Below are 18,278 nucleotides of genomic sequence, written 5' to 3'. Positions count from 1 at the left end.
TGGTCCGCGGCCGGGTATCGATAGGCTTTCGCGGTCCGCCGGAAAGCCCATGCGCACGTCATCCCTGGTTGTCCTCCTGCTGTCGTTGCCGCTGGCCGCGCACCTGCATGCCCAGGACCTGGCCGGCACCTGCCGCGCCAGCAGCAGCTACGACCTCACGCTGCGGCCGGACAGCCTGCGCTTCGACCGGCCGCAGCCGGCGCCGTTCCATGTCGAGCTGCACGACGGCGCGCTGCGCACCGACGGCACCGCCGTGCGGCTCAACGCCGAAGACCAGGACCGGCTGGCGCTGTTCGAACGCGAACTGCGCGCGCTGGCGCCGCGGGTGCGCGTGGTGGCCCAGCAGGGCGTCGACCTGGCGGCCAGGTCGATGCGCGAGGAGGCCGCCGGCATGCAACTGAGCGCCGATACCCTGGCCGAACTCGATCGCCGGCTGGACCGGCGCGCGGCCGAGCTGAAGCAGCGGATCGCCGCCAGCAACAGTACGCACGACTGGCAGGGCGATGTGGCCGACCGGTACGCCAGCCAGATCGCCAGTGACATCCTGCCGCTGTTGGCGGCCGACCTGGGCCAGCAGGCCATCACCGCGGCGGTGAGCGGAGACATGCAGGCGGCGGCGAGCCTGCGCGATCGCGCGGCGGACCTTTCCACCCAGTTGCGCCCGCGGCTGGAGCGGCGCATGCAGGCCCTGCGCCCGCAGATCCAGGCGCTGTGCCCTTCGATCCGGCGTCTGGCGGAATTGCAGCAAGGCGTGCGCGGCGGCAACGGCCGGCCGCTGGAGCTGGTGCAGGTGGGCGGCTGAGGTTCGTTCAACCGCGGCTGAGCGGCGGGCCGCGCCGGGGGCGCAGGTTAATGCGCGGCTAAGTGGCGGGAGCCGAGGATGGGCGCCGTTGCATCCAGCACCCTTTGGCATCCAGCCTTGGAGGAACGGTCGAGATGGATCCGCATGCGCTTTACAACGCCTTGATCCGCCGCAGCATCGACATGCGCGCGTTGTACCGCGACGCCGCGACGCAGGCGCAGGAGCCCGGGCTGCGCGCGGTCCTGGGCGAGAACGCGGCCGCGCTGGGCCAGTTGATCGGCGAGCTGCAGGCGCAGATCCGCGGCAGCGGCGCCGAGCCGGCCTCGCACGGGCGCTTCGCCGGGCAGGCGCAGCGCCACCTGGCGGCATGGCTGCTGCCGTCGGCGCCATACCGCGACCAGGCCTGGATCCGCCGGTTGGCGCGCAGCGAGGCGGCCCTGCTGCAAGCCTTCGAGCGCGGCATCGAGCAGGCGCCGGCGGATGCGGCCCTGGTCTTGCGCCGGCAGCTGCCCAGGCTGCAAGGTATCCACCTGGACATGCACAGCCTGGCCCGGGCCGGGCGCTGCTGACGACGTGGAGACGGCATGACGAATGCACAGGATGTGCTCGATTTCTGGTTCGCCGACGACAGCGCGGTGCGCTGGTTCGTCCGCGATGCCGAGTTCGACGCGCAGATCCGCGAGCGTTTCGGCGCGACGCTGGAAGCCGCCGCGCGCGGTGAGCTGGACCGCTGGGCGGCGACGCCGCGGGGCTGGCTGGCGCTGCTGATCGTGCTCGACCAGTTCAGCCGCAACATCCATCGCAACGATGCGCGCGCCTGGGCGCAGGACCCGAAGGCGCAGGCGCTGGCGCTGGCGGGGATCGAGCGCGGCGACGACGAGCGCCTCGCGCCGCTGGAGCGCATCTTCGCCTACCTGCCGCTGGAACACGCCGAGGACCTGTCGTTGCAGCAGCGGTCGGTGGCGCTGTTCCGGGCACTGGCGTCGCACGTGCCGGCGCGGGAGCGCGGCCAGTACGACAACTTCCTGGACTACGCCCAGCGCCATTGCGAAGTGATCACCCGCTACGGCCGCTTCCCGCACCGCAACGCCGCGCTCGGTCGTGCCGATACCGCGGACGAGCGCGAGTACCTGGCGCAGCCGGGGTCGGGGTTCTAGGATCGACGCGCGAACCGCCCGACCGGGCAAGGAGCCTGCCATGCGCCGTTATCCGCTCGCCATCGCCCTGCTCGGGCTAAGCCTCGCCGCCCAGGCCGGCAACACCCTGCGCGTGGGCAACCAGGTGCTCACCGTGGGCGACAGCGCCACGCACGCGCTCGAACTGCTCGGTACGCCGGCCTACAAGGAGCCGCTGGAGAACGCGTACGGCGCCTATCGCGGCGAACGCTGGCAGTACCCGCGCGGCAGGCGCGTGGTCACGCTGACGATCGTCGCCGGCAAGGTCGGCGAGATCGAGGACCGCGTGCGCTGATCCGGCGCGGCCGCGCCGACGGCTTCGCCCACTGGACGGGCTTCGTCGGACCAGGGTGTTTCATCGATCCGGGTCTCGGTGATCCGGGGCTTCATCGACAGGGAGTGTCGCGATGCGTTCTTCGTTGTTTCGGGGTTTGTCGTTTGCGGGCCTGGTGCTGGCCGGCCTGCTGGCCGGGGCGGCGGCGCAGGCGTCGAGCACGCTGCGCGTCGGCAGCCGGGTGCTGGTGGCCGGCGACAGTGCGGCGCGGGCGGTCGAGCTGCTGGGCCGGCCGTCGCACGTCGCCCGTCGGCGCGCGGGCCGGCGCGGACGCCGCGGCGGCGTGGCGGTGGCCGTGCCCGCCGGCGAACGGTGGCAGTACCGCCGCGGCGGCCATACCGTCGTGCTGACCATCGTCGACGGCGCGGTGGCGGACATCGACGACCGCCGCGACTGAGCGCCGCCGTGCGATAGAGTGGCGGCTGATTCCGCGAGGGCCGCGCCATGGACGAAGCCACTTCCCGCAGCGACCATCCTGCCGGACTGCTGCGCTCGCGCAGCGACGGCGGCGGCCGGGTCACCAACATCGAGCTGTTCTTCGACCTGGTCTTCGTCTATGCGGTGACCCAGTTGTCGCATACCTTGCTGCACCATCTCGACGGCGCGGGCGCGCTGCGGGTGCTGCTGCTGTTCCTCGCGGTGTGGTGGGTGTGGGTGTTCACCGGCTGGGTCACCAACTGGCTGGACCCGGAGCGCATCGCGGTACGCCTGCTGCTGCTGGGCCTGATGCTGGCCGGGTTGCTGCTGTCGAGCGCGCTGCCGGAGGCGTTCGGCGCGCATGCGCTGCTGTTCGCCGGCGCCTACGTGTCGATGCAACTGGGGCGCACCGTCTTCATGCTGTGGGCGCTGGGCCGCCATGCGCCGGCCAACCGGCGCAACTTCCAGCGCATCGGTGCATGGCTGGCCGTGTCGGGCGTGCTGTGGCTGGCCGGCGGCTGGTTGCGGGGGGCGCTGCAACTGCCGCTGTGGGCGGCCGCGCTGGTGCTGGAGTACGCCGGCCCGGCGGCGGGTTTCCGGGTGCCCGGGATGGGGCGCTCGCGCACCAGCGACTGGGACGTGGAAGGCGGCCACCTGGCCGAGCGCTGCAGCCTGTTCGTGATCATCGCCCTGGGCGAGTCGGTACTGGCGACCGGCTCCAGCTTCGCCGAGGCCGGCTGGAGCGCTTCGGCGGTGAGCGCGTTCGTGGGCGCCTTCGTCGGCTGCGTGGCGATGTGGTGGATCTATTTCGACCTGGGCGCCGAGCGCGGCAGCCGCTCGATCAGGGCCTCGGCCGACCCCGGCCGCAAGGCGCGGCTGGCCTATACCTACCTGCACCTGCTGATCGTCGGCGGGATCATCGTCTGCGCGGTCGCCGACGAACTGAGCCTGAGCCACCCGCAGGCGCCGGCCGCGCCGGCGACGGCGGCGGTGCTGCTCGGCGGCCCGATGCTCTACCTGCTCGGCAACGCGCTGTTCAAGAAGACCGTCAACGACACCCATTGGCCGCTGTCGCACCTGGTCGGGCTGGGCCTGCTGGCGCTGGCGGCGATGCCGGCGGCGCGGCTGCCGGTGCTCGGCCTGGCGCTGTTCTCCAGCGCGGTGCTCGCGCTGGTGGCGGTGTGGGAGACGCTGTCGCTGCGCTCGTTGCGGCGGGCGCTGGCGGAATAGCGCGGCATGGCATGACCGATGGCAGGGGATGACGCCTGGCCCATGCCGGGCGCGCGGCGCCGCGCGAAGCTTGGCCATGTTCGGCGCGCCCTGGTGCGTCAGCCGGGGAGACCGCCATGCACCGAAACCTCAAGACGATCGCGTCCGCCCTCGTGCTGGGCATGGGCATGGCCGCCGGCCTGCAGGCGCACGAGCTCCGCATCCACCACGACCAGTGCGGTTTCGATACCGACTACGACGTGCGGGTCACCGCCGCCGGCGTGGCGTTCGACCGTGCCGGCGGCGAGCCGGCCAGCGTGTTCATGCACGACGGCGCGCTGCGCGTGGACGGCCGCGACGTCGCGGTATCGGACGCCGACGCGGCGCGCCTGCGCGACTACGAGTCGCAGGTGCGCGCGCTGCTGCCGGAGGTGGCCGGGATCGCCCGCGAAGGCGTGGACATCGGCTTCTCCGCGATGAGCTCGGTGGTGGCGACGTTCGCCGAGAATCCCGAGGAACGCAGCCGACTGGTCGGGAAGATGAGCCTGCGCCACCGCCAGGCGCTGGCGCGGATCGACCAGGGCATCGGCAGCGGCGTGTGGAAACGGCACGCCATGGACGACGTGGTCGAGGACGGCATCGGCGACACCGTTTCCGAGCTGGTCGGCACGGTGACCGCCAGCGCGGTGAAGGCGGCGCTCAGCGGCGACGAGAGCAAGGTGCAGGCGCTGGAAGCGCGCGCGGACAGCCTGGACAAATCCATCGACCGCGAAGTCGACGCGCGCGCGGACGCGCTGGAGAAGCGCGCCGATGCCCTGTGCCCGCGCCTGGCGCGGCTCGACCAGTTGCAACGGCAGTTCCAGTTCCGGCTCGGCGACGGCTCGCCCCTGCAACTGCTGCATCATGAAAGCGCGCCACCGGAGAAGGCCTCCAAAGAAGTCGCCAGCCGGTGATGCGCAGAGGCCGCTTCCCCCAAGACCCCACTTGAGCGGCCCACCGATGCCGCGCCGGACTCCCCAGCCGGCGCGGCTTTTTTTGCGCCTGCATTTTCTTCATGGGCGCGCTGCTAGGCTGCCCCACGGTTTCGCCATGAGTCGCCTCGCCGATGTCCGCCGTTCCCGAGCATTTCACCCTGCCTTACCTCACCGAGCACGGCACCCAGATCGCCCTGAACCTGCTGGCTGCGCTGCTGATCCTGCTGGTCGGCGTGTGGCTGGCCGCGCGCCTGGCCAACATCGCCCAGCGTGCGCTGCAGCGGGCGCGGGTGGATGCCACGCTGATCGGCTTCCTGCGCAACCTGATCTACGGCGTGCTGGTGGCGGTGCTGGTGGTGATGGCGCTGACCAAGGCGGGCATTCCCTCGGCGCCGCTGGTCGCCGCGCTGGGCACCGCCGGCCTGGCGATCGGGCTGGCCCTGCAGGGTTCGCTGAGCAACCTGGCGTGGGGCGTGCTGCTGATCGTGTTCCGGCCGTTCCGCGTCGGCGACTACGTCACCGTCGGCGGCGTCGACGGCACGGTGGAAAGCATCAGCCTGATGCACACCCAACTGGTGCTGCCGGACAACCGCGAGGCCTTCGTGCCGAACGCCAAGATCGGCGGCGACGCGATCGTCAACTTCAACCGGCGCGGCACGCGGCGGTTCGAGCTGAAGGTCGGGATCGGCTACAAGGACGACATCGGCAAGGCGATGCACATCGTGCGGCAACTGTTCGACGCCGACCCGCGCATTCTCAAGCAGCCGGCGCCCGGCGTGTGGACCGACAGCCTGGGCGATAGCGCGGTCAACTTGGTGCTGCGCGCGTACACCCGCTACGGCGACGTGTGGGCGGCGCAGACCGATTTCCTGCGCGCACTGAAGGAGCGCTTCGACGCCGAGGGCATCAGCCTGCCGTTCCCGCAGCGCGAGCTGACCGTGATCCAGGGCGGCCCGCTGCCGGGCGGCCAGCGCCCGCAGTCGCCCTGATCGCCGCGCCCCGGCCTCGCCGGGGCGGCGGTGTCCGCGTCAGAACTTGAAGTGCGCGCTGGCCAGGTAGCGGCGGCCGGTGCTGTAGTCGTTCCAGGCGCGGCCGGAGCCGCGGTCGAACTGGTAGTACTTCTCGTCGAGCAGGTTCATGCCGTCCAGCGTCAGCGAGAAGTTGTCGTTGAACCGCCAGCCCAGCGTGGCGCTCACGTTGGTGTAGCTGTCCACGCTGGCCGGCGGCGCGCCGGCCACGTAGCCGCCCGCCAGGTAGCGGCCGCGCCGGCCGTAGTTGATGCGCGCGGTGAACGCGCCCTTCTCGAAGTACGGGCTGACGTTGAACGCGCTGGTCGAGTTGTACGGCAGGTCTTCGCCCGTATCGGTCTTGCCGTGGGAATAGGTGTAGTTGGCGGCGATGCCGAAGCCGCTGTCGCCGAACGGCTGCTGGTAGCTCAGGGTGAAGCCCTTGACGCTGGCCGCGCCGCCGTTGGCCGGGCGCAGCACGCTGTAGTCGCAGAAACCCTGCGCGTCGCAGTTGCCCTGGCGGCCCGGTGTCGGCGGGCGCGCGGCGAGGGCATCGTAGGTGTCCGAGCCGAACAGCGAGTTGAACTGCCGCTCGATCCGCGCGTCGGTCTCGATGTAGTTGAGGATGTGCTTGTAGAACACGGAGAGCGCGAGCATGGACTGCTCGTCGAAGTACAGCTCGGCCGATACGTTGAAGTTGTACGAGGTGTACGGGTCGAGCTTGTTGTTGCCGCCGGAGCCGGTGAGCTGGTCGTCCACCAGCGAGGTGTTGTTGACCAGCTGGTTGTACGGCGCCCAGGCGATCACCTTGGCCGCCGAGCCGCGCAGCACCAGGGGGCCGCTGGTGTCGTAGACCACGTTGATCGACGGCAGCCAGTCGTTGAAGGTACGCGAGCTTCGTTGCGCTGCGCCCGGCGGTGGCGGTAGCGCGGCGTCGGCGCCGGCCTCGTAGCCGAGGCTGTCGATGACGGTGTGCACGTAGCGCACGCCGAGGTTGCCGTGCCAGTCGCCGCTGGCGAAGTCGAGCTGGGCGTAGGCCGCCCTGGCCTTCTGCTCGAGGTTCCAGGTGTTGTTGAGGTAGGTGGACGGGTCGGGCGACACGCCGTTGCCGAGCGTCTGGCCGATCACCCAGTCGCGCGCCTTGCCGCGCTCGACCTGGAGGTGCCGGCGGTAGTCGTCCGACATGCCCGGGAACGCGCCGAAGATGTCGGTGTAGCCGGCTCCGCCGATGTCGGCCACGGTGGTGCCGTCGGCCGAGGCCGGTACGTAGTAGCGCAGCCACGAGGAATCCTCGGTGTGCTTGGTGTAGCGCACGCCGGCCTGCAACTGGTTGAAGAAGCCGTCGAAATCCTTGCCGAAGTCGAGCTGGCCGTAGACGTCGCGGGTATGCGTGGGCGTGCGGGTGTAGTAGCTGTTGTTGTCCAGCTTCCAGTTGGCCGGGTCGCGCGCGGCGGCGGGGTCGTCGAAGCGCATGCCCTTGCGCGCGTCCCAGGCGTAGCCGCCGTAGTAGCGCGGCGTGAACAGCGCGGCGTCGGCGTTCGGGTTGCCGGAGTTGCTGAAGCCGCCCTGGCCGCCGAGCGACCAGCCGTCGCCACGGTAGGCGCCCTTGAGGTCGAGGCCCTTGGTGGTCACCACCGACTTGCGCACGTTCTCGTCGAGCATGGTGATGGCATGGTCGGGGCAGCCGGCGGTGTCGGTGCCGCAGGAGTGGCCGCCGGTGATCCGGCCGTTGCCGTCGGAAGCGAGGCCGGTGATGCCGTTGATGTGGTCGGAGGTGATGGCGTACAGCGACTGGTTCCAGTTCTGGAAGTTCTCGCGCACGTACAGGCCGTTGAGGTCGAACTGCAGGCGGTCGGTCGGCTTCCACTGCATGCCGAGGGTGACGCTGTCGCGCTGGCGATGCTGCTGGAAATAGGCGCCGTTGACCTCCTGCGCCATCTGGTCGCCCGGCTTGATCTGGCCGCTGGCGACCTGCGCGGCGACATTCGGGTTCGTGGTCAGGTCGGACACCGGCGAGTAGCCGAAGATCTCGATGCCCTGGCGGTCGACCTGTTCCTCGTAGTGCGCGATCGAGGTGGCGACGCCGAACGTGCTGTCCGCATCGTGCCAGCTGTACAGCACCGAGGCGTTCGGCCGGCCGCGCCGGGCCTGGTCGTTGTAGACCGTGCCCACCGATCCGCTCAGCGTGTTCGGGGCGAGGTCGAACGGCTGGCGCGTGTGCATGATCACCGTGCCGCCGATGCTGCCTTCGGGCAGGCGCGCCTCGGGCGATTTGTAGACCTCCAGGCGGCCGAGGACTTCCGGCGCGAGCTGGGTGTAGTCGAAGCCGCGGTTGGGCTGTTCGCCGAGCAGCCACGGCGTCTGCGCGACCGGATGGCCGTCGAGGAAGGTGAGGTTGAGGCTGGGGTCGGTGCCGTCGATGCTGACCCGCTCGCCCTGGCCGAAGCGGCGGTCGATGGTCACGCCCGGGATCTGCGAGATCGCCTCGGCCACGTTGGTGCTGGGGAACTTGCCGATGTCCTCGGCGGTGACCGCCTCCACCACCGCGTCGGCGTTGCGCTTGGTGTCGATCGACTTGGCCAGGCTGGCGCGGATGCCGGTGACGGTGACGCCTTGCAACTCCTTCACCGGCTGCTTGCCGCCGGATGCCGGTTTGGCCGTGGCGGCGTTGGCGGATGGATCGTTGTCCTGCGCCTGCGCGGCGACGGGCAGGCACAGGCTGGCGAAGATGCTCGCGGCCAACAGGGTTCTGCGGTTCGGCATGGGCTCATCCCCTCCGGATGAATCGGCAGGAGCGGCAGCGCTGGATGCTGCCGCACGACGACCGAGCCCCTGTCCCCGGATGGGGTCAACCATGCGTGTCGCATGACAACGTTGTCAATTCGACCGTGTCACAGTTTGCGCGGATCGGAACGGGCCTTCGTGAATGCCATCGCCTGCTGTCCAGGCGGCACGGTGCGGCAGGCCCGGATCAGCCGCCTCCGGCATTCGAGGGCGGCCGACAGGCGACAAGCGCCTGCTTGCCCGGCCATTGCGCGGTCGTGGATGGACGTCCACGACCGCTGCCCCAAAGCAGGCACGGTCATGGAACCTTCCCGCAGGTCCCTCACCTTTTCCCGATCAACGTGCGAACGGCTTCGGGCGCCCGTAAGACGCCTACTGCACGATCACCGGCGCGCGGTTGTCGTCGGAAACGCGGTCGATCAGCTCGTTGTACGGATCGATGCCGGCCTCGGCGGGGAACCCGTCGACGGTCACCGTGACGCTGCTGTCGCCGTCCGGCAGCACGCGCTTTTCCAGGTACAGCGGCTTGCCGTCGCGCTCCTTGCCCGGGGCGGCGGCGAACACGCCGATCTCGATCGGGATGCCCGGCGCCGCCGGAGTCTCCCGGCCGGTGCCGTCGACGTGGACCTTGCCGGCGTGCACCTGCAGGGTCACCTCGTAGCGGCCGTCGGGCAGCTTCTTCGCGGTGGCGCCGGTGATGCGGTTGTCGAACAGGGTGATCTTCCAGAACAGGTCGTCCAGCAGACCCTTCCACTTCGGGTCGCTGCCACGCGCCAGGTAGTCCATGAACTCCTGCGAGGTGGTGTAGGGCGGGGACTGGAAGCCCTTGTCGCGCAGGAACCGCTGCAGCACGCGGTCGACGGTGTCCTCGCCGAGGTAGTCCTGCAGCGCGTAGAACACCAGCGAGCCCTTCCTGTAGTGGATGTACTGCTGGTTCTCCACCTTCGCCAGCGGCTCCTCCGCGACCCTTTCGGTGGCGCGGCCGGCCAGGTAGCCGTCCAGCTCGTACTTGAGGAACTTGCGCATCTGGTCGGCGCCGTACCTGTGCTTCATCACCATCAGTGCCGAGTACTGGGCCAGCGACTCGCTGAGCATGGTCGAGCCCTGCATGTTCGCGCCGATCACCTGGTGCGCCCACCACTGGTGGGCCACCTCGTGGGCGGTGACGTAGGTGACGTAGTCGATCTTGCCGGCGTCGCGCAGGTCGGCGATGAAGCCCAGCGACTCGGAGAACGGGATGGTGTTGGCGAACGACTGCGCGAAGCGCCTGTAGTTCGGGAACTCCAGGATGCGCAACTGGCGGAACTGGTAGGGCGTGTAGTGCGCCTCGTAGTAGGCCAGTGCGTCCTTGGCGGCGGCGATCATGCGGTCCACGTTCCAGCCGTGCGCAGGGTCGTAGTAGACCTCGATCGCGACGTCCTTCCAGCGGTCGCGCTTCACCGCGTAGCGGGCGGACTGGAACGAGACGAAGTCGAGGATCGGCCGGTCCGCACCGCCTGGATGGGTGCTGCCTGGATGGGTGCTGTAGTGGAAGTAGCGCCGGCCGCCGGCGGTCCACTCCTTCTGCAGGTAGCCGGGCGCCAGCGCGATCTGGTCGGCGGCGGTGGAAAGGGTGGCGTCGAAGTCGATCCAGTCCGCGTCGTTGCCGGCGTAGGTGTTGGCGCGGGCCGCCTCGTCGCCGAGCCGGGGCATGCGCGGCACGTCGGCGCCCAGGCCGTACTTGCGCCGGTCGTTGCGGTCGGTGAGCTGCCGGTTGTCCTGGTAGCCGAGCCGCGGGAACAGGCTGTTGTCGAAGAAGGTGCCGTTGCCGACCAGGAAGGTGTCGTCATCCGGGCTGTTGCGGAAGCCGCGCGGCGCGTAGTCCAGCGTGAAGTCGAGCGGCATCGAGGCGCCGGGCGCGAGCGGCGTCTTGAGCCGGTAGATCGCGTAGCCCAGCCGGCGGTCGTCGAGCACGGTGTCGTGCGGTGCGAAGTCCAGCGACACCGGCGCGAGCGCCGTGCTGGTGCTCACGTGCAGCTCGCTGATCGGCACGGCATGCCGGTTGACCAGGGTGTAGCGGCCGTGGACCTCCAGGTGGCGGCGGCCGTACGGATGGATGTCCACGTCGAGCTTCATCGCGCTGATGCGCGGCTGCGGCAGGCCGCGGTACTTGGCGTATTTCTTTTCGTAGTCGGCCTGCTGGCGGGTGCGGTCGTCCTCGGTGCGGTAATGGTTGAGCACGTTGGTGTTGTAGAAGATCCACGCGCCGCTGCCGGCGAAGGCGAGCAGCGCCGCGGCCAGGGCGATCCGCGCCGGCGCGCGCAGCCGCCGGCGCGCCTCGCGCAGGCGCTCGCGCCAGCCCTGGCCGGTGCCGCGCACCCACAGCAGCGCGGTCAGCACCAGCAGGACCGCGGCGCAACTGGCCCAGTAGAAGTCGAACCACAGCGCCGCCCGCAGGAAGTGGCCGAAGCCGTTGAGGTCCGAGTACGGCGTCTCCGGCGCATGGCCGTAGTCGTAGAGGTTGTGGTCCCAGTGCAGCAGCGGGAAGCCGATGACCGACAGCACCAGCCAGGTCACCGTCAGCAGGTAGCCGAGGAACTTGTTGTTGGAGGCCGTCTGCAGGAACAGCGCCAGGACCGCCAGCAGCACGAACGGCACCGCGTCCAGCGCCAGCGAGGCCAGGTACAGGCCCGGTTCCAGCCGGGTATAGCCGCGGCTGAGCTGGGCGCCCACGCCGACCAGCGAGCCGGCCAGCAGGAACGCCAGGATCACCGCGCACAGGGCCAGCAGCTTCGCCGCCAGCGGTATCCAGTCCGGCAGCGGGAAGGCGTCGCTGACCTCGGACGAGCGCAGGCCGCGCTCGCGCCACACCAGCTCGCCGGCATAGAAGGTGACCACGATGTACAGCAGCCAGTGGAAGGCGCCGCGGACAGTCTCCAGCACCTCGTGGGTGACCGGGTAGGTGGGCGTGCCGTAGATCTGCCCGGCCAGCGCCAGCGCGAAGACCAGGTTGACCAGGCCGAAGGCCAGCATCACCCGGAACGGCGCGCCGCGCAGCACGCTGGCGGTGTCGAACGCGCACAGCGTGCGCAGTTGCAGCAGGCGCGCGCGCCAGTCGTCGCGGAGCCGCGCGCGGGGCAGCGCCAGCGCGGGTGCGTCGGCCTGCGGCAGCAGCCGCGGCGGTTCGGCGCGCGGCTTCCGGCCCGGCCGGCGCAGGCCGTCGCGGTTTGCGCGGAACAGCGCGAAGGCGGCCCCGCACAGTACGCAGCCGATCGAGCCCCACAGCAGGCGGTTGAACAGCAGCAGGCCGTCCAGCGGAGGCAGCCGGCGGTTGAAGTCGTCGGCCGACCAGTAGCGGGTGACGATGGCCAGCGTGCGGCTGCCGAACGGGTCGAGCAGGCTGGCGACCACGTGGTGGTTGACGTCGCGGGTCAGCAGGCCGGAGATCGACAGCAGCACCATGAAGCCGATCACGCCGATGTAGGTGGCCAGCAGCGAGCGCGTGGCGGTGGCGAGCAGGAACAGCAGGGCGGCGACGAACAGCATGTCCGGCAGCACGATCACGCCGAACGCCCAGCCGTAGCCGCGCCAGTCCGGCGGCCCCAGCCGGGCCGGGTCGATCCACGGCATCGAGCCGCCCAGCGCGAGGCCGAGCGCGCAGACCAGCATGATCGCGAGCGCGGCCAGGTAGCCGGCGCCGAAGCGGCCGCCCAGGTAGGCGCCGCGGCCCACCGGCGTGGCGAACACCAGTTCGGCGGTGCCCTGGTCGAAATCCCGCAGCGCGGCGCCGGCCACGAAGATCCCCACGAACAGCATGCTGAACACGCTCAGCGAGGTGAGCAGCCGGGCGATCACCATCGGCGCGTTGCGCAGCACGTTGCCGCTGGCGCCGCCGGACACCACCGCCTCGGTGCCGGTCAGCACGAAGGCGATCGCGGCGAACACGGCGGCGACGATCCAGAACAGCGGCGCCTTCAGTTGCTGGCGCAGCTCGAAGCGGAGGATTTCGAGGAACATGCGGGTCCGTCCCGGGCGGCGCGTCAGGCGGCCTGCGACGTGGCCTGCGCGCGCAGGCGGCCGAAGTAGACGTCCTCCAGGTCGGGCGCGACCGCTTCGAAGCCGGCGTCCGGGCACTGCTCGGCCAGCACGTGGATCAGCGTGCGGCCGGCGGCGAGCCGGGTGGAAAGGATGTTCATGCGGGCGCGGTAGTGGTCCAGCTCGTGCTTCTCGATCGAGCGCCGCCACACGCGGCCGTCCAGGCTGCGGATCGCCTCGTGCGGCTCGCCGGTGAGCAGCAACTGGCCCTGGCCGATGATCGCCATGCGCGGGCACAGGTCGGTCACGTCCTCCACGATGTGGGTGGACAGGATCACCACCACCCGCTCGCCGATCTCGGCCAGCAGGTTGAGGAAGCGGTTGCGCTCCTCCGGGTCGAGGCCGGCGGTGGGCTCGTCCACGATCACCAGCCGGGGATCGCCGATCAGCGCCTGGGCGATGCCGAAGCGCTGGCGCATGCCGCCGGAATAGGTGCCCAGCTTGCGCTTGCGCACGTCCCACAGGTTCACCTGGCGCAGCAGGGATTCCACCAGTTCGCGTCGCTCCGCCTTCACGGTGACGCCCTTGAGCACAGCGAAGTGGTCCAGCATCGCCTCGGCCGAGACCTTCGGGTACACCCCGAATTCCTGCGGCAGGTAGCCGAGCAGGCGCCGGGTGGCCTGCTTGTCGACCAGCAGGTCCATGCCGTCCAGGGCGATGCTGCCGGCATCCGGGTCCTGCAGCGTGGCGATGATGCGCATCAGCGACGACTTGCCCGCCCCGTTGGGCCCGAGCAGGCCGAACATGCCGTGCGGGATGTCGAGGGTCACCTGCCGCAGCGCCTGCACGCCATTGGCATAGGTCTTGGACAGGTCGCGAATGGCCAGCATGGTTCCCTCCGCGCCGCACGGCGCGGCGCCATGGGGCCAGCTTAGGTGCCGGGTGGGCCGGGCACATGCGCCTGAGGTCATGCACGGCCGGCGTACGCGGCCGGATGTTCAGGCCGCGGCAGGCCGTTCCATACGGAACGGGCGCCTGTTCGCTATGATTGAGGTCTTGCGGCCACCGTCCCCGGGTGGCGCGCCATCGTCATCGCAGGAGAACCCATGGCCGACATCAAAGAAGCGCGCGTACCCGACATCGGCAGCGACAACGTGCCGGTGATCGAGGTGCTGGTCAAAGCCGGCGACCGGGTCGAGAAGGAACAGGGCCTGGTCACGCTGGAGTCGGACAAGGCGACCATGGAGGTGCCCGCGCCGTTCGCCGGTACGGTGAAGGAAGTGAAGCTGAAGGTGGGCGACGAGGTCTCCGAGGGCGCGCTGATCGCGCTGATCGAGGCCGACGGCGCCACCGCTGCGCCCGCTCCGGCCCCGGCTCCTGCTCCTGCCAAGGCCGCCGCGCCGGCGAAGGCGGAGCCTGCCCCGGCACCCGCCCCTGCGCCCGCCGCCGGAGGCGCCGCGAGCGTGCGCGAGGCGCGCGTGCCGGACATCGGCAGCAGCGGCGTGCCGGTGATCGAGGTGCTGGTGAAGGTGGGCGACACCGTCGCCAAGGACCAGGGCCTGGTCACGCTGGAATCGGACAAGGCCACGATGGAAGTGCCCGCGCCGTTCGCCGGCGTGGTGAAGGAACTGAAGGTAAAGCTGGGCGACGAGCTGTCCGAAGGCAGCGTGATCGCGCTGATCGAGAGCAGCGACGGCGCCGCGCCGGCGCCCGCGCCCGCTGCGGCGGCGCCTGCCGCGCCGCCGGCGGAGGAAAAGCCTGCGCCGGTCGGCGGCCGCAGCGTACTGCCCGGCAACGCCCCCGAGGGCGATGCGCCCCCGCAGGCGCGCCCGCCGGTCGATGCGCGGCTGGTGATGCCGGGCGACGCGCCGTACGCCAGCCCGGCGGTGCGCGCGTTCGCGCGCGAGCTGGGCGTGGACATCCAGCAGGTGAAGGGTTCCGGCCGCGGCGGCCGCATCCAGCGCGAGGACGTCAGCGCCTACGTGAAGCACGCGCTGGCCTCCGGCGCGCGCCCGGTCGCCGGCACCCCGGTGGCCGCCGGCGGCGGGCTCAACCTGCTGCCGTGGCCGAAGGTCGACTTCGCCAAGTTCGGCGAGATCGAGGAGAAGCCGCTCTCGCGCATCCAGAAGATCTCCGGCGCCAACCTCGCGCGCAACTGGGCGATGATCCCGCACGTCACCCAGCACGAGGATGCCGACATCACCGAGCTGGAAGCCTTCCGCAAGAAGCTCGGCGAGGAGAACAAGGACCTCAAGATCACCCCGCTGGTATTCCAGATGAAGGCGGTGGTGGCGGCGCTGAAGCAGTTCCCGCAGTTCAACGCCTCGCTCGACGAGACCGGCGAGAAGCTGATCCTCAAGAAGTACTTCCACATCGGCATCGCGGTGGACACGCCCGACGGCCTGGTGGTGCCGGTGATCCGCGACGTGGACAAGAAGGGTCTGCTCGACCTGGCCCGCGAACTGGGCGAGATCTCGAAGAAGGCGCGCGACAAGAAGCTCGGTCCGGCCGAGATGTCCGGCGGCTGCTTCTCGATCTCCTCGCTCGGCGGCATCGGCGGCACGGCGTTCACGCCGATCGTCAACGCGCCGGAGGTGGCGATCCTGGGCGTCTCCAAGGCGGCGACGAAGCCGGTGTGGAACGGCAAGGAGTTCGCGCCGCGGCTGATGCTGCCGCTGTCGCTCAGCTACGACCACCGGGTGATCGACGGCGCGCTCGCCGCGCGCTTCGCCGCGTTCCTCGCCGCCCAGCTCGGCGACATCCGCCGGCTGTTGCTGTGACGGAGGCATGACGATGGCGAACACGATCGAAGTGAAGGTTCCCGACATCGGCGGCCACGACGGCGTGCCGGTGATCGAGGTGCTGGTGAAGGCCGGCGACACGGTGGCGAAGGACCAGAGCCTGATTACCCTGGAGTCGGACAAGGCGACCATGGAGATTCCCTCCAGCGCCGCCGGCGTGGTCAAGGAACTGAAGGTCAAGCTGGGCGACGAGCTGTCCGAAGGCGCGGTGATCGCCGTGCTGGAAGCTAGCGGCGATGCCGCCGCACCCAAGGCCGAGGCGCCACAGGCGGCTGCGCCGGCACCGGCCGCCGCGCCCGCCCCGGCCAAGGCGGCGCCGGCTGCCGCACCGCGGGCGGCCGGCGCGTCGGGCCGCCAGGCCGACATCGAATGCAAGCTGGTGGTGCTGGGCTCCGGTCCCGGCGGCTACACGGCGGCGTTCCGCGCCGCGGACCTGGGCGTGGACACCGTGCTGGTGGAACGCTACGCCAGCCTCGGCGGCGTCTGCCTCAACGTGGGCTGCATCCCGTCCAAGGCCCTGCTGCACGCCGCCGCGGTGATCGACGAGGCCGCGGCGATGGCCGCGCACGGCGTCAGCTTCGGCGCGCCCAAGATCGACATCGACAAGCTGCGCGGCTTCAAGGACAAGGTGGTCGGCCAGCTCACCGGCGGGCTGGCCGGCATGGCGAAGCAGCGCAAGGTGCGCACGGTCGAAGGCATCGGCGCGTTCGTCTCGCCGCACGAGCTGGAAGTGCAGACGAAGGACGGCGTGAAGCTGATCCGCTTCGAGCACGCGGTCATCGCCGCCGGCTCGCAGTCGGTGAAGCTGCCCTCGTTCCCGTGGGACGACGAGCGCATCATGGATTCCACCGGCGCGCTGGAGCTGAAGGACGTACCGAAGAAGCTGCTGGTGGTCGGCGGCGGCATCATCGGGCTGGAGATGGCCACGGTGTACTCGGCGCTCGGCAGCGAGGTGACCGTGGTCGAGTTCATGGACCAGATCATCCCAGGCGCCGACGCCGACCTGATCAAGCCGCTGGCCAAGCGGCTGGGCAGCCGGCTCAAGGGCATCCACCTCAAGACCAAGGTGGTCGAGGCGAAGGCCACCAAGAAAGGCATCGAGGTCCGCTACGAGGGCGACAGCATCCCCGAGACCACGCTGTTCGACCGCGTGCTGGTGTCGGTGGGGCGCTCGCCCAACGGCAACAAGATCGGCGCCGACAAGGCCGGCGTGGCCGTCACCGAGCGCGGCTTCATCGACGTCGACACGCAGATGCGCACCAACGTGCCGCACATCTTCGCGATCGGCGACCTGGTCGGCCAGCCGATGCTGGCGCACAAGGCCACCCACGAGGCCAAGGTCGCGGCCGAGGTCGTGGCCGGCCACAAGAGCCACTTCGACGCGCGGGTGATCCCGTCGGTGGCCTATACCGATCCGGAAATCGCCTGGGTCGGCGTGACCGAGCGCGAGGCGAAGGAAAAGGGCCTGAAGGTCGGCGTGGGCAAGTTCCCGTGGGCCGCCAGCGGCCGCGCGATCGGCATCGACCGCACCGAGGGCTTCACCAAGCTGCTGTTCGACGAGGAGACCCACCGCGTGGTCGGCGGCGGCATCGTCGGCCCGCACGCCGGCGACCTGATCTCCGAGATCGCGCTGGCGATCGAGATGGGCAGCGAGGCGGCCGACATCGGCCTGACCATCCACCCGCATCCCACCCTGAGCGAATCGGTGGGCATGGCGGCGGAGGCCTACGAGGGCACCATCACGGACCTGTACATGCCGAAGAAGAAGTAGGTTCCGGTTCTCGCAACCATAAAAGCCCGGCCTCCTGGCCGGGCTTTTTCATGTTCCAACCTCGGCTGGGCCCGTTCAGCGGCGCGCGATGGCCGCGCGACCCTGCGGCGGAGCGCCCTCGGCCAGGTCCGGGCAGGGCTCGCACCAGCGTTCTTTGCGGACGCGCGCGGCGGCCTATTGCGTGAGGATTTCCACCTGGTTGGCGGAATAGGTCATGTATTCCTGCGGTGTCAGGCGATGATCGCCGTCGCGGTCGTACTCGGCGAAGTGGGCGCGCAGCGCGGTCAGGCTCTTCGGCACTTCGGAGCGGCTGATGAATTTGTCGTGGTTGACGTCCAGCTCGTCGAAGCTGGGGCCGGAGCCTTGCGAAAGCTGCGATGGCTTCAGCATGAGCGACCGGGTCATATTTTCGCGGTTGGGAGACACGTAACCCGCCGGTGGCGTCTGCGCCATGGCAAGCGTGGTCACGATCATCGTGGCGATGAATGGGGCGACGAGAACGACGGACTTGTACGAGTGCATGACCTGCCTCCGTGGCGGACGAGTGGACATCATGGCATGAACGGTCCGTTCAGCTTAGTGCCGGGTCGCGTTGCGCGCCAGGGTCGTGCGCGATGCAGGACGGCGCTCCGGCGTCGGGGGCCGCATTGCCGTTTCAGCCGGGGGAGCCGCATGGAGCGTCCGGCATGTCGCCGGCCAGCAGGAAGGCGAGTTTCCGCTCGCGCGGCAGTTGCTTGATCGCCCACTCCGCGCGCGACGCGCTGGCGCGGTCGGGGTAGCTGCGGAAACCCAGCAGCCGCAGCGGCGGGTTGGCGCGCGTGTAGCGCGCGCCGCGGCCGGCCGCATGCGCGGCATAGCGCGCTTCCAGCCGGTTGGTGATGCCGGCGTAGTAGCTGCCGTTGCGGCACTCGATCAGGTACAGATACCACGCCATCTTTCGTCGGCCCGTGTCGTGCCCATGCCCTCCGGTAGCCTGCTTCCTGCAAACAC

At 70.2% G+C, this 18,278-nt stretch carries 16 protein-coding genes; 10 read left to right on the top strand and 6 right to left on the bottom strand.

Features of this window, described 5'->3' with window-relative positions:
- The first annotated feature begins 49 nt into the window (after nt 1–49).
- The 8 genes from ASG87_RS00750 (at nt 50) to ASG87_RS00715 (ending at nt 5,900) form a co-directional block, all read left to right on the top strand.
- Nucleotides 50–802 (top strand): DUF2884 family protein, encoded by a 753-nt coding sequence (locus ASG87_RS00750; protein WP_055999327.1) that lies wholly within the window; start codon nt 50–52, stop codon nt 800–802.
- Nucleotides 803–936: 134 nt separating this feature from the next.
- On the top strand, nt 937–1,371 hold the full coding sequence (locus tag ASG87_RS00745; RefSeq protein ID WP_055999324.1) for a PA2169 family four-helix-bundle protein: 435 nt from the start codon (nt 937–939) through the stop codon (nt 1,369–1,371).
- 15 nt (nt 1,372–1,386) lie between these two features.
- Nucleotides 1,387–1,959 carry a DUF924 family protein gene (locus ASG87_RS00740; RefSeq protein WP_055999321.1) on the top strand — a complete coding sequence of 191 codons (573 nt, stop codon included), beginning with the start codon at nt 1,387–1,389 and terminating at the stop codon, nt 1,957–1,959.
- A 40-nt stretch (nt 1,960–1,999) separates the two neighbouring features.
- The gene (locus ASG87_RS00735) at nt 2,000–2,272 is read left to right on the top strand and encodes a DUF2845 domain-containing protein (protein WP_055999319.1); all 273 of its coding nucleotides are present in this window, start codon (nt 2,000–2,002) and stop codon (nt 2,270–2,272) included.
- Nucleotides 2,273–2,384: 112 nt separating this feature from the next.
- Nucleotides 2,385–2,708: a DUF2845 domain-containing protein gene (locus tag ASG87_RS00730; RefSeq protein WP_055999316.1), complete on the top strand. Its 324-nt coding sequence runs from the start codon at nt 2,385–2,387 to the stop codon at nt 2,706–2,708.
- A gap of 47 nt (nt 2,709–2,755) precedes the next feature.
- A complete protein-coding gene (locus ASG87_RS00725) occupies nt 2,756–3,958 on the top strand; it encodes a low temperature requirement protein A (protein ID WP_055999313.1) in 1,203 nt (400 codons plus the stop codon).
- A gap of 116 nt (nt 3,959–4,074) precedes the next feature.
- Nucleotides 4,075–4,890 (top strand): DUF2884 family protein, encoded by an 816-nt coding sequence (locus ASG87_RS00720; RefSeq protein ID WP_055999310.1) that lies wholly within the window; start codon nt 4,075–4,077, stop codon nt 4,888–4,890.
- A gap of 152 nt (nt 4,891–5,042) precedes the next feature.
- The gene (locus ASG87_RS00715) at nt 5,043–5,900 is read left to right on the top strand and encodes a mechanosensitive ion channel domain-containing protein (protein ID WP_055999307.1); all 858 of its coding nucleotides are present in this window, start codon (nt 5,043–5,045) and stop codon (nt 5,898–5,900) included.
- Nucleotides 5,901–5,939: 39 nt separating this feature from the next.
- On the opposite strand, the gene ASG87_RS00710 is transcribed toward ASG87_RS00715, so the two are convergent.
- The 4 genes from ASG87_RS00710 to ASG87_RS00700 all read right to left on the bottom strand — a co-directional run bounded on the left by ASG87_RS00710 (nt 5,940) and on the right by ASG87_RS00700 (nt 13,606).
- Nucleotides 5,940–8,681, bottom strand: coding sequence for a TonB-dependent receptor (locus ASG87_RS00710; protein WP_055999304.1), 2,742 nt, complete (start codon nt 8,679–8,681; stop codon nt 5,940–5,942).
- Between the two features lie 128 nt (nt 8,682–8,809).
- Nucleotides 8,810–9,004 (bottom strand): hypothetical protein, encoded by a 195-nt coding sequence (locus ASG87_RS20555; RefSeq protein WP_157510817.1) that lies wholly within the window; start codon nt 9,002–9,004, stop codon nt 8,810–8,812.
- A gap of 70 nt (nt 9,005–9,074) precedes the next feature.
- On the bottom strand, nt 9,075–12,698 hold the full coding sequence (locus ASG87_RS00705) for a M1 family aminopeptidase (RefSeq protein WP_055999301.1): 3,624 nt from the start codon (nt 12,696–12,698) through the stop codon (nt 9,075–9,077).
- 23 nt (nt 12,699–12,721) lie between these two features.
- Complete coding sequence (locus tag ASG87_RS00700) at nt 12,722–13,606, bottom strand: ABC transporter ATP-binding protein (RefSeq protein WP_055999298.1); 885 nt, start codon at nt 13,604–13,606, stop codon at nt 12,722–12,724.
- Nucleotides 13,607–13,822: 216 nt separating this feature from the next.
- On the opposite strand from ASG87_RS00700, the gene aceF reads away from it, so the two are divergent.
- Together aceF and lpdA are read left to right on the top strand one after the other, a co-directional pair.
- Nucleotides 13,823–15,496 (top strand): dihydrolipoyllysine-residue acetyltransferase, encoded by a 1,674-nt coding sequence (aceF, locus tag ASG87_RS00695; RefSeq protein WP_055999295.1) that lies wholly within the window; start codon nt 13,823–13,825, stop codon nt 15,494–15,496.
- Nucleotides 15,497–15,509: 13 nt separating this feature from the next.
- Entirely contained in the window at nt 15,510–17,288 is a 1,779-nt protein-coding gene (lpdA, locus tag ASG87_RS00690; protein WP_056000196.1) for a dihydrolipoyl dehydrogenase, read from the top strand.
- Between the two features lie 174 nt (nt 17,289–17,462).
- Here lpdA and ASG87_RS19730 read toward each other — a convergent pair whose 3' ends face one another.
- Both ASG87_RS19730 and ASG87_RS00680 read right to left on the bottom strand, forming a co-directional pair.
- Nucleotides 17,463–17,810, bottom strand: a complete 348-nt coding sequence (locus ASG87_RS19730) for an EF-hand domain-containing protein (RefSeq protein WP_157510815.1) — start codon at nt 17,808–17,810, stop codon at nt 17,463–17,465.
- Between the two features lie 133 nt (nt 17,811–17,943).
- Nucleotides 17,944–18,222 (bottom strand): GIY-YIG nuclease family protein, encoded by a 279-nt coding sequence (locus ASG87_RS00680; protein WP_055999289.1) that lies wholly within the window; start codon nt 18,220–18,222, stop codon nt 17,944–17,946.
- Nucleotides 18,223–18,278 lie beyond the last annotated feature (56 nt).

This window comes from Frateuria sp. Soil773 (genome assembly GCF_001428405.1).
Classification (GTDB): domain Bacteria; phylum Pseudomonadota; class Gammaproteobacteria; order Xanthomonadales; family Rhodanobacteraceae; genus LMSL01.
This window is presented reverse-complemented; position numbering and strand designations above follow the sequence as displayed.